Here is a 20,976-nt window from a genome sequence, read left to right as displayed (position 1 = left end):
GCCTCATTAGCTCAAGAGCAGGATGCATGGGGTTGTCCTCGGGTGATCCGATTTTGATGTGTACCGCATGTTTCGGTGTTTTCCGCCGCGATATAACGCGGCTGAATCACCTCGGCCCGGCTTTGTCGAGAATCCGCCGCGGCACCTGTTCGCGGAATTCGATGATCGTGTTGTCCTCAAATTGGAGATTGGTCGGATAAGTGATTCCGGCCTCAGTGAAGGGGCAGATGTCGAAAAACGAGAGACTGGCGAGGTAATTCTGCCGGTAAAGGTTGTCGCCATAGGTGCGGCAGCCGCCGATGGACCCCCCATAGGGAAAGTCAGCGAGACTGATTAGTCCGAGAATTTCCTGAGTGGCGTTGGGCAGGAGCTGGGTCAGCGCACCGCCCGAACCAAAATCGACAGAGCCTGTTGAGTTGTCGAATTCCGCGTTGAACAGCAATTGGACATAGCGACTGCCGCCATCGGTGTAGAAGATGTTGGAGCCGGCCTCAGGTCGCTTGTTGCTAGCGACATTGCCAACCAGCATCAGGCCGTTGTCGAGGCTGGTGCCTTGCTGGCCAAGGGTGTATATCGCTCCGCCATCCCAGAGCTTTTCGAGAAAGTTTTCGATGCGATTGAAGATAATCCGGTTGCGGCTGTTGATGGTCGGAGTGTCGTATTGGCCCCAGTCACCCGAACAGGCATTGGACACGCCAGGATAGGACCCTGGATCGAGTAACCCCCAGCCCCATCCGAGCGCGATGCCGGACCATGGCACATGACTGATACTGTTGTGGGCGATCAGGGTCTCTGTCGAAAAGCCCACGAAAATGCCTGCGGCGTCGAAATAGTCCTGCCCGGTATAGAGAATCTGATTGTCGGTGATGCGGTTGTTGCGCACCGTGCGGGTATCGCTGTCCGGGCGGGCGTTGGCCTTCTGCACGCCGCCGAGCTGAATGGCGGCGGAGGAGATGTCTTCAAAACGGTTGTTGACGATGCGCAGCCGCTGACTGCCGGCGCCCGCATCCAGGCCAACACCGCCCATGTGCCACACTGTATTTCCGCTGAAACCGATATCCTGTGCGTAGAGAAAGCGCAGGTTTCCCGGCGTGCGCTGGACATTCTCGACATGGCCGCTGAAGTTGGTCAGATGGTCTTCACCAACGACATGAAAGCCGCTCTGGTCGCTGACATAGCCATCGGCGCTGCTGGGGTCAAGCCAGGTGGCGTAGGCAAAGGTCAGGTTCTCAAAGCGCAGATACCGCACCGGCGCATCGGCTGCGCCGCGCACGTCGATCAGGGCCTCAAGCACGGGCAGTTCGGCCTCTGCCGTGGTCAGATCCTCACCCGGTCGCGGGATGTAATACAGCAGCTGCTTCGCCTCATCGAGATACCACTCGCCGGGTTCGTCCAGGAACTCGAGCGCATTTTCGAAGTAGCTGACCTTCCAGAAGCTCCAGAGCGCGGGTTCTCCGTCGGCCGTCGGAAAGACATCGTCGCTGATGCCCGGAATCGACACCGGCGCGCTGCGGAACATGTTGGCGTTCCACCAGCCCGGCGTTTGCATCATGATGAGCCGACTCTCGGGATCCAGTAGGCCGGGGTCATCGGTTACCCGATCAACCCGCACGCGCATGGATTTCCATTGCGCCAGGATCACGGCCTCTATCTCGGACTGGTTGGTCCAACTGCTGGGGTCACGCCAGGCGGACGGATTGAGCGGATCAACGACATATTCGATACCACCACTGCCGGTGACCGGAACCTGGGTGGTGGGCGGGTTACAGGGGTCTTCGCGATTCTGCGGGATTGGCAAATCATCGGGAATAAAAAACGGAACGAAGCTGGCGGGATCGTCCGAGGTGCGGGCGCGCTGGGCGCGTTTGCCGTTCACAAAAAACTGCCGCGACCGCACCTGCGGTGTCGGTGCGACATAGAGATCCAGGGTTCCGGGCACGAGCTCCCAACCCTGAATAGGGATCGACCCCCGAATCTCAGGGGTATCGCCAGTCACGGCACGATAGATGATCGGCGCCGATGCTTCGCCTGAATCCCGCGCGTCCAAGATCAGCGGCTGTTCTAGCCGATACACACCGTCGGCAAGATTCACCGCCACTGGACCCGTCAGTGGGCGAGGCAACGCGCGCACCGCATCGCGCGCCCGTTCCAAGGTGCGAAAGGGCTGATCGGGCGTTCCGGGTGCAAGATCATCCCCATCCGGGGAGACCCAAAACTGCCGCGCGGCAAACGCCGAGGTCGCGAACGAAAATCCGGCGACAGCGACAATCGCTAGCAGCAAGAAACGTGGAAGGCGTCGAAAACCGTTGAGCATTAAATAAGGCTCCAAAGAATTGGCTGGCAAGAAAAAGCGCTGTCGGCAGAAATGACGGACATCGACTCATCTTCCGGTGGATTGTTGTAATCTGTTGGCTTGCGCCCGAGTGGGACCTGCTGATCGGTAGCGGGGTCTTCGGGCCAATGATGTTTCGGATAGCGCTCCCGCGTAGACCGCTCTATGCTTAAGTATACTTACGAATCTGATGTTTAGTCTGTCAACTCGAAGTAGGATTTTTCTGATTGCGGCTTTCCTCTTCGGCCTGGTGTCGGCTTTGCCTGGTTGCAGGGACGAGGGTTGGGGAAATAATCCTGAATTGAAGGTCGTCGAAACTCGGTCCGGAAGTGTGTCCGGCATCTTTGACGGTGATGTCGATGCTTACTTGGGTATCCCCTACGCCGCACCCCCAGTGGGAGATTTGCGCTGGCGGCTGCCCGAACGCGAGTCCGCTTGGGAGGGCCTTTACCAGGCGGAGAGTCTGGCGCCGGCTTGCCCTCAGGATCTGGGTGTCACCAATATCTACGGTTTGACGTCGGTTTCTGAAGACTGTCTTTATCTGAATGTCTGGATACCGCAGAACGCAGGGGCCGACCCCTTGCCAGTGATGTTTTTCATGCACGGCGGTCAATACATCGGCGGTTCTGCCAGTGAGGCATCCTACAACGGAGCAGCTCTGGCGCGACAAGGCGTCGTTGTGGTGACGGCCAACTACCGACTGGGGCCTTTGGGCTTTCTGGTGCATCCGGAACTCTACTCCGAGCAGGGCCAGGCTGGAAACTATGGTCTCTACGACCAGAAAGCCGCGCTGGAATGGGTGCAGGAGAATATTTCGGCCTTTGGCGGCGATCCGGGCAATGTGACTATTTTTGGTAATTCCGCCGGTGCCTGCAGCGTGACGCTGTTCCAAACCGCCGCCGCGACCCGGGGGCTTTTTCATCGGGCCATCGCCCAAAGCGGCACAGGGTCGTCAAACTGGTATGTTTTGAACCTCAGCGGGTCCTGGCTGGAGGCAGAGGCCAACGGGCTCGCGCTGCAAGCGGATCTGGGGGCTGCGGACATTGAGGAGATGCGGCGGCTCGACGCCGAGGACATTATCCAAGCCGCTGCATCGATCCAGCTTTTCTTTGGGCCGGTCATGGATGGTGCCTTCCTGGATCAGGACCCAAGACTGGCAGCCCTGGAGACCTATCACGCACCCATGATGATCGGCTCCAGCAGGGACGAAGGGAGCTTGTTCGTCTGGGAATACGGTATAGAGACGCTGGCCGATTATCAGTTGGCCTTGGAACAATGGTTTGGCCAGAACGCGGATGCGGTGTGGAGTGACTGGCCTGCCACGACTGACGATGAGGCGCAACGGCAAGCTAGCGCAGTCCTTGGTTTGGCCGGCGTTCAGGAGCCGGTTCGGCACACGGCTCGGGCGGCCTCTTTGTCTGTGCCAGTGTATCGCTATTTTTTTACCCGCGTGCCCCCGACGATCAGCGGTAAATATCTTGGCAGCTACCACGGTGCGGAACTGGCCTACGTGTTTGGTAACCTTGATACGCAGGAGGGTTACGGTCCAGAGGATTTCGAGCTATCAGCGCAAATGATGGATCTTTGGACCTCATTTGCTGCGACAGGTTTTCCCCAGGCGCAGTCAGCCCCGTACTGGCCTGAGTATTCCGTTGCGCAGGAATCCATCTTGGAAATCAATGGTCCCTCTGATTTTCAGCTCATCGATGGACTCGCCAATGAGCAATGTGACTTCTTCGAGGCGATCGCGCCCGCGGTGATGCGCGATTTTCCCTAACGATCGCCACAGCGACCAATATGACACATCGATTCAAAGCGGGAACGATAGAGCTGGTCGCAGATGACGTGTTTCTGTGCGCCCAAGAAACCCGGGATCCAAAGCCTGCGTTCGACCGGATCGCGGGACTGACCTTTGCGGCTGTGTTCTTCGCCGCCGGTGGATTTTTCTGGATCATGCCGGTGGCAAACGCCGATGAGGTCTTTTGGCTCCGCGTGATCCTCTGTGGCGGCCTCGCCGCAATTGGCCTGGTCCTGGGCTGGGGCGCTTTCGGAGACAAGACATCCTTTGAATTCGTCGAACTCGACCGGGAACAGGGTCTATTGATCTCGGGGCACGACACGCCGAAGGGCCGTAAAGTGCTCAACTGCATGCAGGTCCGCGCAATTGAGAACGTCTACCTCGGTTCAGAAGCCCAGAACTCGTGGACCGCAAAGTTCGGCGGCACGACAGCACTTTACGTCGAAGGCGCGGGGGCGCCACGCAAAAACGTCCTTCTGGTCGGCAGCGGCGTCGCGCTCAACGAAGTCAAAGGCCACATTCAGCGTTTGAGCACTGACTAGCGCTGATGCGAACAAAAGCTCGGGTGACATGGGGCTCTTCGGGTCTGCGATACACCGCCGTCGGCCAGGAGCAGACCTTAACGGGCGCGGCGTCGAGGGGCATGATCGGCTCTTGGCAGGCAAGACAGCTGTCTACCCCTGGCACATCAGCAAAATTTGCACTACGATCAAATTTGACTGAGTTCTCAACCATGTTTCTTGACCCAAGGTTAGTATCGACCTCCAAGGGCATGAGAAATCGAGGGCTCTGCCAAATCCTCTGTTGCTTAAGCCTGACTGATCCAGTCGGTCTTGGCCGATCTAATGATCAAGGTCCCCCATCATCCCCAATACCTATAGAAAGCGCCCGAGGAGCAGAGCGCCCATGCACTTTCCCTATGGTCTGAGCGATTTTGGCACCCTGAGGCAGGAGGGGTACTGGTATCTCGACCGCACCGACCGTCTGGACGCACTAGAGAACACTGGGCGGCAGCTCATCTTCCTGCGCCCGCGCCGCTTCGGCAAAAGCCTGCTGCTGTCCATGCTGGAGCACTATTACGATCTCAACCGTGCTGAGCAGTTCGAGGCGTTGTTCGCCACCCTGGCGGTGGGGCAGAACCCGACGCCTCTGCGCAATCAGTTTTTCGTGCTCAAATGGGATTTCTCGCTGGTCGCTGCGCATGGGGAGATTGGCGACATCGAGGCGGCGCTGCATCGGCATATCAACGGGCGCATTCGTGCCTTCGCCCGGCGTTATCGCGAGCGATTGCCAGAACCGATTCAGATCCATCCCGAGGATTCCCTCACCTCTTGGGAGACACTCTTGAGTGTCCTTTCCCAAACTCCCCACAAACTCTATCTGCTGATCGACGAATACGACAACTTCGCCAATGAAGTGCTGATGGCCGCGCATCCGGGCGGGCAGGATCGCTACCAGACCCTGCTCCAAGGCGAGGGCTTGATGAAAACCGTGTTCAAGTCGGTTAAGGCCGCCGCTGGCGGTATGGGGCTGGATCGGGTGTTCATCACCGGCGTCTCGCCGGTGGTCTTGAGCGACATGACCAGCGGCTACAACGTCGGCAAGGATCTGTTTCTGCTGCCCCAATTCAACGACCTGTGCGGCTTTGCCGAGCGCGAGGTGGCCGCCGTCCTCAATCAACTGGCCCAAGAAGGCGGCGACTGGTCAGCGGATAAGGCGCTGGCGACCATGCGCACCTTCTACAACGGCTATCGTTTCAGCGAGGAGGCCGAGGAAAGTCTCTACAACCCCACTCTGAGCCTGTACTTTTTCGACGCGCTGTTCACCCAAGGCAAATACCCCCGGCAGATGCTCGATGAAAACCTGGCTATGGATCGCAATAAGCTGATTTATATCGCCTCGCAACCCCATGGCGAGGAGCTATTGATCGAAGCGCTAAGCGGCGATGACCGAGTGCTGGTGCCGGAACTGGTGCAACGCTTTGGCGTGGCCGATGTGCTGGCGGCGGTGAAGGATCAGCCCTTCATGGTGTCCTTGCTGTATTTCTTTGGCATTCTCACCCTAGCGGGCTTGAACTCCTTCAACGAGTGCCAGATGCGCATTCCCAATCTGGTGGCGCGTGGGCTCTATGTGGAGCGTTTGCGCGAACGCTGGCTGCCGCCGAGCGGACGCGCACGCGAGCTGCCCGATGCGGTGCGCGCCCTCGGTCAGCAAGGCGATCTCGCACCTCTGTGCGCGCTGATCGAACAAAGCTACTTCGCCGTGCTGTCCAACCGCGACTACCGCTGGACCAACGAGCTGCTGGTGAAATTCGCCTTCCTGACGCTCTTGTTCGACGACCGTCTCTACATGGCCGTCTCCGAGCTGGAGACAGAGCGCGGCTATGCCGATCTGGCCCTGATCGTCCGCCCGGACATGCGTCGCTTTCAGGCACTTGATCTGCTGCTGGAATTCAAATATCTGCGTCTGAAGGAACTGGGCCTGAGCGGCGAGCAGGTGCGGGGCGAATCGCGCGAGGCATTGGTCAAACGGCCGGCGGTGGCAGCGAAACTCGACGAAGCCGAAGCCCAAGCAAGCGATTATGGTGCCACCCTGACCCGGCGACATGGCTTGACCGACCTGCGCGCCTTTGCCGTGGTCGCTTTGGGAGTGGAACGGCTGGTGTGGCGCGTGGCTGGCGGGTAGGACGCTGGCGATGACAAAGGGTAGTGTTACAGACTTGAGCATAACTGAATCACCACCTGGCTTGACCCCTGAACCTTGCGACAACCTCGGTCCAGCCGGCCGCACCGATCAGACCGCCGGCCCTGTCGAGCTTGACGCCCGCCAGTTCCTTGCCGATGAGGGCTTCGAGATCTGGCGCGAAAGCCTCCACCCGCTGTTCGACCTGGAGCCGGCCGCCGGAAAGCGCCCCCAAAACTTCGCCGCCCAGGTCCGCGCCTTCAGCCTCGGCGATCTGATGCTCAGCGACAGCGCCTCCCGCGGCCACTTCATCTGGCGCGGCGCCGCCAGTAGCGACCTGCTGTTGGTGCAGCTTCATACCCAGGGCGAGGGACAGGCCACCAATGGCGGACGCCCGATGCCGATCATGCCCGGTGCGCTTAGCATCATCGACCTCGCCTATCCCTACCTGGCCGAGGATCATGATTTTCGCTGCCTGACCCTGATCATGCCCCGCGCCCGTCTGGGCGAGCGGGCGGGCGCCGGCCGTCCTGGCGGACTGGTGCTACCACCCGAGCGACCGCTCACGCGCATTCTCACCGCCCACCTGTTCAGCGTCTGGGACAGTCTTCCCGACCTGACCGCAAGTGAGACGCCCGCCGTGGTGAACGGGCTGCTGCATACCCTGACCGAAGCCATCGCCTTCCAGACCCAGACAGACCCTCGGCGACCACCGGCGCTGCCGTTCAGCCAGGTCGCCTTGCTCGCCTACATCGACCGTCACCTGCAACAGCCGCTCGACGCGGCCCATCTGTGCCGGGTCTTTGGCTGCTCGCGCAGCGTGCTCTATCGGTTGCTGGCTCCCGAGGGCGGGGTGGGCGCCGTCATCATGCAGCGTCGTCTCGCCCGCGCCTATCGTCTCTTGGGCAATCCGGCGCTGCGCCATCTGAGCATCGCCGAGATCGCCATGCGCTGCGGCTTCTCCGATCAAAGCCACTTCTGCCGCGCCTTTCGCGCCACCTTTGCACTCAGCCCGAGCGATGCGCGCCAGCGCCTAGCCGCCGGGTCCGCCCCCTCCGTGCGCCCCTCCGATCTGCCCCGCTTTCGCGACTGGCTGCTCTCTGTGTGAGCCACCGGCGCGCTTTGCGCCGGCGATCGACCACTTCCCGTTTTTTCCGCTCTGACTGGGACGCTGAGTCAAACAACTCTGGGACGCTGGTACAAGAAATCGCCGTCGGGGCGGGTTAAATTTCGGGAGTCACTGTCATGACCGACGCCGTCATGTAGGTGCGGCTTCAGTCGCACAGACTCGATGCGTCTAAAGCCGTCCCTACAATGCGCAATGTCTGCCCCAATGCTGGCCCCGGTGATCAACCATGAACAACACCATGGCACCCCGTAAGGAAGTGGTCTTTCTTGATACCACCCTCGCCGATTGGCCGACCCTGGCGGATGGGGTTCGGGACGGGGTCGAGGTGGTATTGATCGAGGCCAGTCACGGCGGGCTGGCGCGCATGGCTGCCTGGGCCGCGAGACACTGCGGCTACGATGCGATGCATCTGTTGAGTCATGGCACGCCAGGCGGCTGCATCTTGGGTCGGACAAGCTGGTCGAAGCGACGCTAAACGAGGCCGATGTCCAGACCAAGCTCAAGCAACTCGGTCAGGCCTTGTCGGTCGATGGCGATCTGTTGCTCTATGGCTGCGAGCTGGCCGCCGGCCCGGTCGGGCAGCGTTTCATTCAGCGCCTTGCCGAGATCACCGACGCGGATGTCGCCGCCTCCATCAACCGCACCGGCCAGGGCGGCGACTGGCGCCTGGAAGCCACCGTGGGGACGATCACCACCCGCCCGCGTGCGCCGACCCTGGCGGCCCTGACCCTGCTGCTGCCTGCCCTTGGCACCCAGGCGGTCGATCCGCTCGACGCCCCCGCCGCGCCGAGCAACTCCGACAGTGCTATGTATACCCTGGAGGACATCTATCACGAACGACTTCACGTTTCTGCGCAGCACGTCTTTCCAAGACCAACCCCATACTCGCCTCAGCCATTAATATGCCCGTGCTGCGGTTAACCCAAGAGGATTCCACCATGGCCGCTTCTGATTATCTTGTCCAGGTTGACACAATGTTTATTGCGTATATGGGCCGTCCAGCTTCACCAAGCGGGCTCGAATACTACGCACAGAAGCTCGATGAATCAGGCGGTAACTACTTGATCCTTGTTGACGATTTCTACAAATCCGACGAGGGCAAGGCCTACTACGACGGCCTCAGTCCAGAGGATCAAGTCGACCAGGTGTTTCAAAACGTTTTTGGCCGCGAGGCCCCACCCGACGGGGAAGCCTACTGGGCTGACTTGGTCAGCAATAACGTAATCTCCGTCGCCGAGATGGCCTACACCATCGCCTACAATGCCAGCGCCGCAGACACCGCTGCGCTCGACGCCAAGCGTGAGGCATCAACTATTTTTAATGACGCCATGGCCGAAGATGGATTGTCCTTCGACACGCCCGAGTCCAAGGAAGCCGCGCGCTTCTTCCTCGCCAGCATAACGGCGATCGATACCGCCGAAGCAGTCCTCTCCGCGCAGATGGCGTCTCAATTCAACGCGGCTGATATCCAAGGTCTACTCGACTCTTGCATCCGGCTGGTCGAGATCGGTAACACCAATCCTACGGCCATCCAAGCCATGCTCGCGGATGGAGGGGCGGGATTTGCCGGCGCGCTGGCTAACGCTAACCTCTCGGCCGAGCAGGTCGGCGAGCTGCTTGTGGCGATGGCCGAAGCAGAGGTGGCAACCCCTGGCAGCTTCAAGGCAGCCCTAGCCGACTTCGATGATGATCTGGGGGCATTCTTTGATGCGATTGACTCTGATACAGAGATCACCGAGCTGGTCACAGTCTTCAATGATGCGGCTGATACTGGCAGTACCGCAGGGCTGGGTAGGGATATTGACGAGATTTTGAATCCGACTACTGATACTGGGACTACTGGTGGTGGTGATACCACGACCTTCACGGTCACTGAAAGCGACGGAGTCATCTCATTTAACAATCCAGGGGCCGCTGTCACCGCCACTCTTGGCGATGGCGTCATCACCTTTACCAGCGGGTCAGATACCGATGAGGCAAGTTCCGCTAATACCAACCACGAAATTCAGGTTCCGTCTGGTACGACCTTGACTGCCCCAGCTACGGTGGCGGACGGGAGGGATATTACCGGCGCTGGCAATACGATCATAACGGGTTCCGATGGATCGCAAGATGTTGTGGTTCAAACAACGGGCACCAACTCGATCGCCGGTGGCAAGGGCCAGGATTCAGTCATGGTAGGCGATGGCACGGATACGATTGTTGTGGCGGCGGGGTCGGCTGCGGTGGCTGAGGTTGACACCTACACGCTCGGGGGCACGATTGAGATTGGTGACACTTACACGCTGACGGTTGGTGGTGACACCTTCACCTACACGGTGCCGGATCCCGCGCCGGGCGATGCCAGCGCGCTTGCGACGGCCATCGTCGCTGCGTTGGACGCAGCGGCTGACGATGGAACCGATCCCCAGAATGCTGAGGCTGTGGCGGTAAAGGCTGCTGCTACAGTTGCAGCCAACTCCACGGATCCGGGCACGGTGGTGCTCACCGGCGCAGCCGATGGCACACCGCTTGAAGTTACAGTATCGGCAGCAAATTTGGTGCTTGGAACTGATGACCAAACAGCCACCAAAGCCGATACTCAGGCGGGTCAAACCGAAGTAACCGAAGGAGCTGATGACCAAACAGCCGTCAAGGCTGATACGACCGCGCCAGTCACTGCGGGAACTGATGACCAATCAGCCACCAAAGCCGATACTCAGGCGGGTCAAACCGAAGTAACCGTAGGAACTGATGACCAAGCAGCCGTCAAGGTTGATACGACCGCGCCAGTCACTGCGGGAACTGATGACCAAGAAGCCAACAAAGCCGATACTCAAGCGGGTCAAACCGAAGTAACCGTAGGAATTGATGACCAAGCAGCCGTCAAGGTTGATACGACCGCGCCAGTCACTGCGGGAACTGATGACCAAGCAGCCACCAAAGCCGATACTCAAGATCCAGATCCTGTCTGGAACGAAATTGACACCTACACGCTTGGGGGCACGATTGAGGCAGGTGACACCTACACCCTTACGGTTGGTGGTGAAACCTTCACCTACACGGTGCCGGATCCCGTGCCGGCCAATGCGACCGACCTTGCGACGGCCATCGTCAACGAGTTGAATGCAGCGGCTGTCGATGGAACCGATCCCCAGAATGCTGCGGCTGCGGCGGTAAAGGCTGCTGCTACAGTTGCAGCGGGTCCGGGCACGTTGGTGCTCGCCGGCGCATACGCTGACACACCTCTTGCCGTGACCATGGACGCCGGGAATAAGGCTGCGCAGGCTGAGGTTGACACCTACACGCTTGGGGGCACCATTGAGGCAGGTGACACCTACACCCTGACGGTTGGCGGTAACACCTTCACCTACACGGTGCCTGAGCCGGTGCCGGGCGATGCGAGCGCGCTTGCGACGGTGAGCGTAATCACGATAATTGCGGGACCCATTTCCAAGCCATTTGAAGGACATGGAATGCGTGTGGGATCACGGGGGCCGTTACTGGCCGACAGCGGGAAGCCGGAATCGTGAACCACGCTCCCCCCCTGAGGGGGGAGAGACGCAGCGGGTTCAGTTGCCTCTAGCGCTCTGGCGAATGGCGCGAGCGAGGGTGTAGCGGGCATAGCGCTCGGCATCGGCTCCGCGACGCGGGGACGCGCGCTCGAGCAAGCGCTGGTAGACCGTGGTCGGTGCAAGGCCCGCCTCAAGAGCGCCGCAGACCCAGCCCCATTCGCGGGCGGATTCGGACGGATCCCCGGTGGATAAGCGCGCCCGTGGAGCGCAGTTGACGACTGGCGGCGGAGCCGGAGCCATCGTTGGCAAGGCCGGAGTTGGATCCCAGACGCGCTCCTGCGGGCTTGGTCGCCGAAGGACATTGACCCACTCCCCGCCACGCTTGGCATTCTTCATCCCGGCGAGCCGACCGAGGTGCTCACCGGAGACCGAGCCCGGATCGGCGCCAACGCGCGGGATCAGCCAACGCTGCACATCACAGCGCTGCGCCTCATCGAGCGCGCGGGTCAGCCGTAGCCACAGGTGGCAGCCCCCGAGCGTCGAAGTCTGCACCACCAGGGCCGCATAGTGCCGAGCGATGCGCTGCGCCATCGGCCGTGCGACATCATCGAGAAACACCATTGGCCAGGGATAGCCGCGGGCTGGACGGATATAAATATCGGCCTGTTGGACATTGCGCGCTCTGGCCAGCCCCAACGGAAGCTGATCCAAAGAGCGATCATGGAACCACAGCATCGTCGCCTTGGCGGTGCGCACCGCCAAATCGGCACGCACGATGCCAGCGTCGTGCCATGCCTCAAGCATCACGGCGGTGTGTCTTGCCGCTGTCATGGCCTGGTGCGGGCGCTCAGCGCTCAAGCGGCTCATCAGGCGCCCGCCCTGGCACTCGGGCGTTGGCGGGCGTTGCCCGCCGCTGAACCAAACACCTCAAGGTAGAGTTGTTCATCGAGCTGCGCGCGTTCGAGCCGAGCAGCCTGCGCCAGCAATTCTGCCGCCATGGTCGTGAGCACGCGATAATTGCCCAACGCATGCTCAGCGAGCGTCTTCATCAGCCCTGCGCTCATCAGACTCGCATTGCCGGCACTGTGTTGTAAATGCTCCAGGCAGGCGACCAGCGCCTCGCGACTGGCATACTCCATACTCAGGCGCGTACGGATACGACTGCCCAGCGGCAGCAACTCCTCACGGCGCAGCTTGGTCGCCAGGCGGCCATCGCCGGCCAGGATCACGCTCAACAACGTGCGCGAATCGAACTGCATGGAGGTCAGCAGACGCAGCTCATTGAGCACCGTCGGATGCATCTCCTGCGCCTCGTCGATGAGCAACACCGGGCGCAACAGCGTCGTCTCCAGATGCGCCAGCCAGCGCTCGCGCAGGATCTTGAAGCCACCCCAGCGGTTATGGGGCTTGAGGTCAACGGCGAACAGATCGCCCATCTCGCGGTAGAAGTCCGCCACCTTCGAGCTGGGATGCGTGAGCGCCCCAACGCTGATATCGGGCAGCTGGCGCAGACGCTCATCGAGCAGGCGCAGTACCGCACTCTTGCCGGTACCCGGATCACCTTGAATGAGCGCAAAACCGCCTTCGCGGATCAGGCTCTGCTCGATGCGCCAGCAAAACTGCTCCACCGGCGCGCTGCGATGCAGTGCCGCCGTCGGCAGCTCCGGGGAGAACGGATTGAACTTCAGTCCATAGAGGGCCAGCAGGGTCTTGTTCATCGACTGGATTCCAGGTCATCGTGTTTTGGCAGATAGGCCGGCGGCAGACCGGTGGCGGCATACTCGGCGAGCAAGTCGCGCAGCAACGGTGGCAGCGTCGTGGCGCGTTGTGATGGCGGTGGCGGTGCGCCGGCGGGCTCAAGGCGCCGACGCTGCCCGGAGGCATTGGCGGCTTTATCGAGGGGATAGAGGCGGCAGAGGATGGCGCCCGAGTGGGGATCAACCACGTCCACAGCACTCAGATCCCAGCGGGCATAAGCGATATGCAGTTGCTCAAGGTGACGCAAGCGCGCCGGCACCTCGAAGCGCTTGCCCGCCAGGCTGAGCGTCCCATCGCTGCGGCGCTGACGGCGTTGGACGCGACAACGAAAAGCGGCGCGGACCTGCTCGCTGTCCGGACAGGGGCGCCCCACGTTGGGCGCATCGAGAAGACGCGCAAGCGGCGTGGCGGCGGTCTCACTGTGGACCTTGCGGTGGTACTCCTGCTCCACCCACGCCTGAGTGAGGGTGTTGAGCTGAGGCAGACTCAGCTCCGCGATGTCCTTGAGCATCGCCATCAGGCGGCCTTCCAGCGTGGCCCAGAAGCGCTCCTGCTTGGCGTTCTGATACGGGCTGTACGGCAGGGTCGGCTCATGGAGGATGCCCAGGGCGTGCAATCCGGCGGTGAACTCCTCGGCCTGCATTGCCGCGCCGTTATCGCTCATCAAGGCGCGCGGCAGCCCGCGCTTGTGCAACGCCTGCCCCAGGCCATGGACCAAGGTCTCGGTGGTCTCATCGAGGTACCACTGCAGATGGCAGATCAGGCGGGAGTGATCGTCAATGACCGCCAGCAGCAGGGGCTTGACCCAGACGCCACCCCGGGTGAGGACGTTGCGCGAGCCATGATGAAAGTCCAGATGCCACAAGGCATGGACATACTGGGCTTCATAGCTGCGCACCTCGCAGGCCTCCAGGCGCCGCGCGGCCTGTTCAGCGCCCGGCGTCTTGCGCGCCGGGACACGCCGGCGGTGCAAGCCCGCGCGCTTCATGAAGCGGCGCACGGTGGCATAGGAGGGCAGCGGCCCCAGGGTCTGATCGCCCGCGCACAAGGCGGCGAGGTTGTCGTAATGCAGCTGCACCGTCCAACCGGGGTAGTCGCGGTACTGGGCTTGCACCGCATCCATCAGGCGCGGACTCAGCGCGCGCTGCTCCCCGGCATCGCTGCGCCGGCGCGGGCGCAGTGCCGCCACCGGGTCTTGGGCATCGCGTGCGAGGTAATACCAACGCTCCAAGGTGCCAAAGCTAAAACTGACCGCCCGCCCAGTCACCGGATGGCGCCATGACTTGGCCGCTAGCGCCTTCAGCCGCGCGCCCAGCGCGTTCGCCGGCGCAGGATCAGCCAATAAAGGACCAATAATGGCAAAGCGCAACCGCGCCCAACCATCGGGATCACCGAGGCCGTTGTCATCGGACATTCGTCTTCACCTCCCAGTTGTTTCACACATCACCGGGAGTCTAGAAGGCGCCGCCCAGCGGCGCGATGAGGTCTTCTGCGGGTTGGCGTTGCCCTACAGCGAGCCTGTCGCTGTCGTGCTCGGGGCGATCAATATCAGCAGTTGCACGACGCGCTCGGACAACGCTTTTGCGCTCAATTTTTCCAGCAGGGATCCTGGCAGGTGCTCGGTGGCGATCGGCGGCATCAACAGACCAGCCAAGGATCGAAAGCAGCGGGTTTGCACAAACTGCTCACGCCACCAGTGCTGCCACCGCCGCAGGGTTTGGACGGTGACACCGAGCGTCTTGATCAAGCGCTGGCGACGCGATGCGCTCAGCCCGCAATGCAGGGCGGAAATCAGCACGACGATGACCCCGAGATAGACCTTGCGGCCCAGAAACCGAACGGAAGGCGGGGTGCTGCGCCGCCGGCACCCGTCCGCGGCACAGCAGAAACTCAGACGGCTCTGGTAGCTCTCATCCAAGACGCCACGCACAACACCTCGGGGCTTACGCGGATAACGGGCGCTGTGCAACGCACCACCGCAGTCACAGCCGCCCGCGCGGACTTCCTCGGCAATCGACTCGTCGATCCGGGTGAGCAGGTGGTAAAAGTTCGTGTCGGCAAGAAAGGCGTGACACACTGGGACTGTCTCCTGGTTTTTGGCGAAATTCGGAGACAGCCCTCTCGGGCAACTTGCGTCAAGTTGTTTGAGGGGGTTTTTTGTTTTCCCTCACTGAATTTGCTCAGAATCGCGGCCGATTCCCGCAAATAGTCTGCTCAGGCTCACGGACATCGTCGCCGAGTTGAATGCAGCGGCTGACGATGGAACCGATCCCCAGAATGCTGCGGCTGTGGCGGTAAAGGCTGCTGCTACAGTTGCAGCCAACTCCACGGATCCGGGCACGGTGGTGCTCACCGGCGCAGCCGATGGCACACCGCTCACGGTGACGGCTGCTGCGGGAAATCGTCAAGCGGCTGCTGCCCAGCCCGAAATTGACACCTACACGCTTGGGGGCACGATTGAGATTGGTGACACCTACACCCTGACGGTTGGTGGTGAAACCTTCACCTACACGGTGCCGGATCCCGCGCCGGCCAATGCGACCGACCTTGCGACGGCCATCGTCGCCGCGTTGGACGCAGCGGCTGCTGACAATGCCGATCCCCAGAATACTGCGGCTGTGGCGGTAAAGGCTGCTGCTACAGTTGAAGCCAACGCGGGCACGGTGGAGCTCACCGGCGCAGCCGAGGGCACAGCTCTTGCCGTGACCATGGACGCCGGGAATAAGGCTGCGCAGGCTGAGGTTGACACCTACACGCTTGGGGGCACCATTGAGGCAGGTGACACCTACACCCTGACGGTTGGTGGTAACACCTTCACCTACACGGTGCCTGATTCCGCGCCGGCCAATGCGACCGACCTTGCGACGGCCATCGTCGCCGCGTCGGACGCAGCGGCTGCTGACAATGCCGATCCCCAGAATACTGCGGCTGTGGCGGTAAAGGCTGCTGCTACAGTTGAAGCCACCGCAGGCACGGTGGTGCTCACCGGCGCAGCCGATGGCACACCGCTCACGGTGACGGCTGCTGCGGGAAATCGTCAAGCGGCTGCTGCCCAGCCCGAAATTGACACCTACACGCTTGGGGGCACGATTGAGATTGGTGACACCTACACCCTGACGGTTGGTGGTGAAACCTTCACCTACACGGTGCCGGATCCCGCGCCGGCCAATGCGACCGACCTTGCGACGGCCATCGTCGCCGCGTTGGACGCAGCGGCTGCTGACAATGCCGATCCCCAGAATACTGCGGCTGTGGCGGTAAAGGCTGCTGCTACAGTTGAAGCCAACGCGGACACGGTGGTGCTCACCGGCGCAGCCGAGGGCACACCGCTCGCGGTGACGGCTGCTGCGGCGAATATCACCGGGGGTACGGACGACCAAGGGGCAACGAAGGCCGATACTACCCCTGGAGCTACTGGCGTCGCCGCCGACTCTCCAGCCAACGTTGGAGATGCTGACACCATCATCAACTTCCAGGCGGGTACGGATAAGCTGGACCTGCCGACTGCGACCGTAGCCTCTAATGTCAGTGATAGCGGCAACGTCAGTCCCGCAGAAGACGTGACTCATGGCTCTGTCACAATTGGAGAGATGACCATCACAGACGGTGTTGTGACGTTTGATAATGAGACTGGTGCCCTTGCACCAATCAATAGCCTAGATGCTTTGACGGCTGCGTTGGCGTACCTAGGGAACGAGCTCGCTGAAGGTGATACGGTTGCCTTTAACTACGATATCGATGATGAAACTGGAACTTGGGTGTTCCAGGGGCATGCACAGGGCGACATCGCCGTCAGACTGGTGGGTGAGCCTGAGCAGACTATTTGCGGGAATCGGCCGCGATTCTGAGCAAATTCAGTGAGGGAAAACAAAAAACCCCCTCAAACAACTTGACGCAAGTTGCCCGAGAGGGCTGTCTCCGAATTTCGCCAAAAACCAGGAGACAGTCCCAGTGTGTCACGCCTTTCTTGCCGACACGAACTTTTACCACCTGCTCACCCGGATCGACGAGTCGATTGCCGAGGAAGTCCGCGCGGGCGGCTGTGACTGCGGTGGTGCGTTGCACAGCGCCCGTTATCCGCGTAAGCCCCGAGGTGTTGTGCGTGGCGTCTTGGATGAGAGCTACCAGAGCCGTCTGAGTTTCTGCTGTGCCGCGGACGGGTGCCGGCGGCGCAGCACCCCGCCTTCCGTTCGGTTTCTGGGCCGCAAGGTCTATCTCGGGGTCATCGTCGTGCTGATTTCCGCCCTGCATTGCGGGCTGAGCGCATCGCGTCGCCAGCGCTTGATCAAGACGCTCGGTGTCACCGTCCAAACCCTGCGGCGGTGGCAGCACTGGTGGCGTGAGCAGTTTGTGCAAACCCGCTGCTTTCGATCCTTGGCTGGTCTGTTGATGCCGCCGATCGCCACCGAGCACCTGCCAGGATCCCTGCTGGAAAAATTGAGCGCAAAAGCGTTGTCCGAGCGCGTCGTGCAACTGCTGATATTGATCGCCCCGAGCACGACAGCGACAGGCTCGCTGTAGGGCAACGCCAACCCGCAGAAGACCTCATCGCGCCGCTGGGCGGCGCCTTCTAGACTCCCGGTGATGTGTGAAACAACTGGGAGGTGAAGACGAATGTCCGATGACAACGGCCTCGGTGATCCCGATGGTTGGGCGCGGTTGCGCTTTGCCATTATTGGTCCTTTATTGGCTGATCCTGCGCCGGCGAACGCGCTGGGCGCGCGGCTGAAGGCGCTAGCGGCCAAGTCATGGCGCCATCCGGTGACTGGGCGGGCGGTCAGTTTTAGCTTTGGCACCTTGGAGCGTTGGTATTACCTCGCACGCGATGCCCAAGACCCGGTGGCGGCACTGCGCCCGCGCCGGCGCAGCGATGCCGGGGAGCAGCGCGCGCTGAGTCCGCGCCTGATGGATGCGGTGCAAGCCCAGTACCGCGACTACCCCGGTTGGACGGTGCAGCTGCATTACGACAACCTCGCCGCCTTGTGCGCGGGCGATCAGACCCTGGGGCCGCTGCCCTCCTATGCCACCGTGCGCCGCTTCATGAAGCGCGCGGGCTTGCACCGCCGGCGTGTCCCGGCGCGCAAGACGCCGGGCGCTGAACAGGCCGCGCGGCGCCTGGAGGCCTGCGAGGTGCGCAGCTATGAAGCCCAGTATGTCCATGCCTTGTGGCATCTGGACTTTCATCATGGCTCGCGCAACGTCCTCACCCGGGGTGGCGTCTGGGTCAAGCCCCTGCTGCTGGCGGTCATTGACGATCACTCCCGCCTGATCTGCCATCTGCAGTGGTACCTCGATGAGACCACCGAGACCTTGGTCCATGGCCTGGGGCAGGCGTTGCACAAGCGCGGGCTGCCGCGCGCCTTGATGAGCGATAACGGCGCGGCAATGCAGGCCGAGGAGTTCACCGCCGGATTGCACGCCCTGGGCATCCTCCATGAGCCGACCCTGCCGTACAGCCCGTATCAGAACGCCAAGCAGGAGCGCTTCTGGGCCACGCTGGAAGGCCGCCTGATGGCGATGCTCAAGGACATCGCGGAGCTGAGTCTGCCTCAGCTCAACACCCTCACTCAGGCGTGGGTGGAGCAGGAGTACCACCGCAAGGTCCACAGTGAGACCGCCGCCACGCCGCTTGCGCGTCTTCTCGATGCGCCCAACGTGGGGCGCCCCTGTCCGGACAGCGAGCAGGTCCGCGCCGCTTTTCGTTGTCGCGTCCAACGCCGTCAGCGCCGCAGCGATGGGACGCTCAGCCTGGCGGGCAAGCGCTTCGAGGTGCCGGCGCGCTTGCGTCACCTTGAGCAACTGCATATCGCTTATGCCCGCTGGGATCTGAGTGCTGTGGACGTGGTTGATCCCCACTCGGGCGCCATCCTCTGCCGCCTCTATCCCCTCGATAAAGCCGCCAATGCCTCCGGGCAGCGTCGGCGCCTTGAGCCCGCCGGCGCACCGCCACCGCCATCACAACGCGCCACGACGCTGCCACCGTTGCTGCGCGACTTGCTCGCCGAGTATGCCGCCACCGGTCTGCCGCCGGCCTATCTGCCAAAACACGATGACCTGGAATCCAGTCGATGAACAAGACCCTGCTGGCCCTCTATGGACTGAAGTTCAATCCGTTCTCCCCGGAGCTGCCGACGGCGGCACTGCATCGCAGCGCGCCGGTGGAGCAGTTTTGCTGGCGCATCGAGCAGAGCCTGATCCGCGAAGGCGGTTTTGCGCTCATTCAAGGTGATCCGGGTACCGGCAAGAGTGCGGTACTGCGCCTGCTCGATGAGCGTCTGCGCCAGCTGCCCGATATCAGCGTTGGGGCGCTCACGCATCCCAGCTCGAAGGTGGCGGACTTCTACCGCGAGATGGGCGATCTGTTCGCCGTTGACCTCAAGCCCCATAACCGCTGGGGTGGCTTCAAGATCCTGCGCGAGCGCTGGCTGGCGCATCTGGAGACGACGCTGTTGCGCCCGGTGTTGCTCATCGACGAGGCGCAGGAGATGCATCCGACGGTGCTCAATGAGCTGCGTCTGCTGACCTCCATGCAGTTCGATTCGCGCACGTTGTTGAGCGTGATCCTGGCCGGCGATGGCCGCCTGGCGACCAAGCTGCGCCGTGAGGAGTTGCTGCCGCTGGGCAGTCGTATCCGTACGCGCCTGAGTATGGAGTATGCCAGTCGCGAGGCGCTGGTCGCCTGCCTGGAGCATTTACAACACAGTGCCGGCAATGCGAGTCTGATGAGCGCAGGGCTGATGAAGACGCTCGCTGAGCATGCGTTGGGCAATTATCGCGTGCTCACGACCATGGCGGCAGAATTGCTGGCGCAGGCTGCTCGGCTCGAACGCGCGCAGCTCGATGAACAACTCTACCTTGAGGTGTTTGGTTCAGCGGCGGGCAACGCCCGCCAACGCCCGAGTGCCAGGGCGGGCGCCTGATGAGCCGCTTGAGCGCTGAGCGCCCGCACCAGGCCATGACAGCGGCAAGACACACCGCCGTGATGCTTGAGGCATGGCACGACGCTGGCATCGTGCGTGCCGATTTGGCGGTGCGCACCGCCAAGGCGACGATGCTGTGGTTCCATGATCGCTCTTTGGATCAGCTTCCGTTGGGGCTGGCCAGAGCGCGCAATGTCCAACAGGCCGATATTTATATCCGTCCAGCCCGCGGCTATCCCTGGCCAATGGTGTTTCTCGATGATGTCGCACGGCCGATGGCGCAGCGCATCGCTCGGCACTATGCGGCCCTGGTGGTGCAGACTTCGACGCTCGGGGGCTGCCACCTGTGGCTACGGCTGACCCGCGCGCTCGATGAGGCGCAGCGCTGTGATGTGCAGCGTTGGCTGATCCCGCGCGTTGGCGCCGATCCGGGCTCGGTCTCCGGTGAGCACCTCGGTCGGCTCGCCGGGATGAAGAATGCCAAGCGTGGCGGGGAGTGGGTCAATGTCCTTCGGCGACCAAGCCCGCAGGAGCGCGTCTGGGATCCAACTCCGGCCTTGCCAACGATGGCTCCGGCTCCGCCGCCGGTCGTCAACTGCGCTCCACGGGCGCGCTTATCCACCGGTGATCCGTCCGAATCTGCCCGCGAATGGGGCTGGGTCTGCGGCGCTCTTGAGGCCGGCCTTGCACCGACCACGGTCTACCAACGCTTGCTCGAGCGCGCGTCCCCGCGTCGCGGAGCCGATGCCGAGCGCTATGCCCGCTACACCCTCGCTCGCGCCATTCGCCAGAGCGCTAGAGGCAACTGAACCCGCTGCGTCTCTCCCCCCTCAGGGGGGGAGCGTGGTTCACGATTCCGGCTT

General features: G+C 61.9%; 15 protein-coding genes and 1 pseudogene. 11 read left to right on the top strand and 5 right to left on the bottom strand.

The window, feature by feature from the left end; genetic code table 11:
- Positions 1 to 106 precede the first annotated feature (106 nt).
- A complete protein-coding gene (locus tag Thiosp_RS14540) occupies positions 107 to 2,314 on the bottom strand; it encodes a right-handed parallel beta-helix repeat-containing protein (protein WP_201065376.1) in 2,208 nt (735 codons plus the stop codon).
- A 319-nt stretch (positions 2,315 to 2,633) separates the two neighbouring features.
- Between Thiosp_RS14540 and Thiosp_RS14535 the strand changes: the two genes are divergently transcribed.
- From Thiosp_RS14535 to Thiosp_RS14505, 6 genes and pseudogenes are all read left to right on the top strand, one after another.
- The gene (locus Thiosp_RS14535; RefSeq protein ID WP_201065379.1) at positions 2,634 to 4,109 is read left to right on the top strand and encodes a carboxylesterase/lipase family protein; all 1,476 of its coding nucleotides are present in this window, start codon (positions 2,634 to 2,636) and stop codon (positions 4,107 to 4,109) included.
- 20 nt (positions 4,110 to 4,129) lie between these two features.
- Complete coding sequence (locus Thiosp_RS14530; protein WP_201065382.1) at positions 4,130 to 4,672, top strand: hypothetical protein; 543 nt, start codon at positions 4,130 to 4,132, stop codon at positions 4,670 to 4,672.
- A gap of 364 nt (positions 4,673 to 5,036) precedes the next feature.
- The gene (locus tag Thiosp_RS14525) at positions 5,037 to 6,815 is read left to right on the top strand and encodes an AAA family ATPase (RefSeq protein WP_201065385.1); all 1,779 of its coding nucleotides are present in this window, start codon (positions 5,037 to 5,039) and stop codon (positions 6,813 to 6,815) included.
- 61 nt (positions 6,816 to 6,876) lie between these two features.
- A complete protein-coding gene (locus tag Thiosp_RS14520; protein WP_323696501.1) occupies positions 6,877 to 7,920 on the top strand; it encodes a helix-turn-helix domain-containing protein in 1,044 nt (347 codons plus the stop codon).
- Positions 7,921 to 8,167: 247 nt separating this feature from the next.
- Positions 8,168 to 8,862, top strand: a pseudogene (locus tag Thiosp_RS14510) (DUF4347 domain-containing protein).
- A 17-nt stretch (positions 8,863 to 8,879) separates the two neighbouring features.
- Positions 8,880 to 11,453: a DUF4214 domain-containing protein gene (locus Thiosp_RS14505; protein ID WP_201065394.1), complete on the top strand. Its 2,574-nt coding sequence runs from the start codon at positions 8,880 to 8,882 to the stop codon at positions 11,451 to 11,453.
- Positions 11,454 to 11,492: 39 nt separating this feature from the next.
- Here Thiosp_RS14505 and Thiosp_RS14500 read toward each other — a convergent pair whose 3' ends face one another.
- From Thiosp_RS14500 to Thiosp_RS14485, 4 genes are all read right to left on the bottom strand, one after another.
- Complete coding sequence (locus Thiosp_RS14500) at positions 11,493 to 12,302, bottom strand: DNA-primase RepB domain-containing protein (RefSeq protein ID WP_323696455.1); 810 nt, start codon at positions 12,300 to 12,302, stop codon at positions 11,493 to 11,495.
- The gene (locus tag Thiosp_RS14495) at positions 12,302 to 13,153 is read right to left on the bottom strand and encodes an ExeA family protein (protein WP_323696456.1); all 852 of its coding nucleotides are present in this window, start codon (positions 13,151 to 13,153) and stop codon (positions 12,302 to 12,304) included. The genes Thiosp_RS14500 and Thiosp_RS14495 overlap by 1 nt, the downstream gene beginning before the upstream one ends.
- Positions 13,150 to 14,607 (bottom strand): DDE-type integrase/transposase/recombinase, encoded by a 1,458-nt coding sequence (locus Thiosp_RS14490; RefSeq protein WP_323696497.1) that lies wholly within the window; start codon positions 14,605 to 14,607, stop codon positions 13,150 to 13,152. Before Thiosp_RS14490 ends, Thiosp_RS14495 begins: the two co-directional genes overlap by 4 nt.
- A gap of 93 nt (positions 14,608 to 14,700) precedes the next feature.
- A complete protein-coding gene (locus Thiosp_RS14485) occupies positions 14,701 to 15,270 on the bottom strand; it encodes a hypothetical protein (protein WP_323696484.1) in 570 nt (189 codons plus the stop codon).
- 163 nt (positions 15,271 to 15,433) lie between these two features.
- Here Thiosp_RS14485 and Thiosp_RS14480 point away from each other — a divergent pair, with 163 nt between their 5' ends.
- From Thiosp_RS14480 to Thiosp_RS14460, 5 genes are all read left to right on the top strand, one after another.
- Positions 15,434 to 17,041: a hypothetical protein gene (locus Thiosp_RS14480; RefSeq protein ID WP_323696499.1), complete on the top strand. Its 1,608-nt coding sequence runs from the start codon at positions 15,434 to 15,436 to the stop codon at positions 17,039 to 17,041.
- 103 nt (positions 17,042 to 17,144) lie between these two features.
- Positions 17,145 to 17,714 carry a hypothetical protein gene (locus tag Thiosp_RS14475; RefSeq protein WP_323696484.1) on the top strand — a complete coding sequence of 190 codons (570 nt, stop codon included), beginning with the start codon at positions 17,145 to 17,147 and terminating at the stop codon, positions 17,712 to 17,714.
- Between the two features lie 93 nt (positions 17,715 to 17,807).
- Entirely contained in the window at positions 17,808 to 19,265 is a 1,458-nt protein-coding gene (locus tag Thiosp_RS14470) for a DDE-type integrase/transposase/recombinase (protein WP_323696497.1), read from the top strand.
- The gene (locus Thiosp_RS14465; RefSeq protein WP_323696456.1) at positions 19,262 to 20,113 is read left to right on the top strand and encodes an ExeA family protein; all 852 of its coding nucleotides are present in this window, start codon (positions 19,262 to 19,264) and stop codon (positions 20,111 to 20,113) included. Before Thiosp_RS14470 ends, Thiosp_RS14465 begins: the two co-directional genes overlap by 4 nt.
- Entirely contained in the window at positions 20,113 to 20,922 is an 810-nt protein-coding gene (locus Thiosp_RS14460; RefSeq protein ID WP_323696455.1) for a DNA-primase RepB domain-containing protein, read from the top strand. The genes Thiosp_RS14465 and Thiosp_RS14460 overlap by 1 nt, the downstream gene beginning before the upstream one ends.
- Positions 20,923 to 20,976: the final 54 nt, after the last annotated feature.

Source organism: Thiorhodovibrio litoralis, assembly GCF_033954455.1.
Classification (GTDB): domain Bacteria; phylum Pseudomonadota; class Gammaproteobacteria; order Chromatiales; family Chromatiaceae; genus Thiorhodovibrio; species Thiorhodovibrio litoralis.
The sequence above is the reverse complement of the archived record's forward strand: the minus strand, read 5'-3'. Positions and strand labels throughout refer to the sequence as shown.

Excerpts from the sequence above, each read along its gene's own strand:
- Thiosp_RS14490 (WP_323696497.1), bottom strand. The coding sequence starts at position 14,607 with ATGTCCGATGACAACGGCCTCGGTGATCCCGATGGTTGGGCGCGGTTG.
- Thiosp_RS14465 (WP_323696456.1), top strand. The coding sequence starts at position 19,262 with ATGAACAAGACCCTGCTGGCCCTCTATGGACTGAAGTTCAATCCGTTC.
- Thiosp_RS14470 (WP_323696497.1), top strand. The coding sequence starts at position 17,808 with ATGTCCGATGACAACGGCCTCGGTGATCCCGATGGTTGGGCGCGGTTG.
- Thiosp_RS14495 (WP_323696456.1), bottom strand. The coding sequence starts at position 13,153 with ATGAACAAGACCCTGCTGGCCCTCTATGGACTGAAGTTCAATCCGTTC.
- Thiosp_RS14500 (WP_323696455.1), bottom strand. The coding sequence starts at position 12,302 with ATGAGCCGCTTGAGCGCTGAGCGCCCGCACCAGGCCATGACAGCGGCA.
- Thiosp_RS14530 (WP_201065382.1), top strand. The coding sequence starts at position 4,130 with ATGACACATCGATTCAAAGCGGGAACGATAGAGCTGGTCGCAGATGAC.
- Thiosp_RS14505 (WP_201065394.1), top strand. The coding sequence starts at position 8,880 with ATGGCCGCTTCTGATTATCTTGTCCAGGTTGACACAATGTTTATTGCG.
- Thiosp_RS14540 (WP_201065376.1), bottom strand. The coding sequence starts at position 2,314 with ATGCTCAACGGTTTTCGACGCCTTCCACGTTTCTTGCTGCTAGCGATT.
- Thiosp_RS14525 (WP_201065385.1), top strand. The coding sequence starts at position 5,037 with ATGCACTTTCCCTATGGTCTGAGCGATTTTGGCACCCTGAGGCAGGAG.
- Thiosp_RS14460 (WP_323696455.1), top strand. The coding sequence starts at position 20,113 with ATGAGCCGCTTGAGCGCTGAGCGCCCGCACCAGGCCATGACAGCGGCA.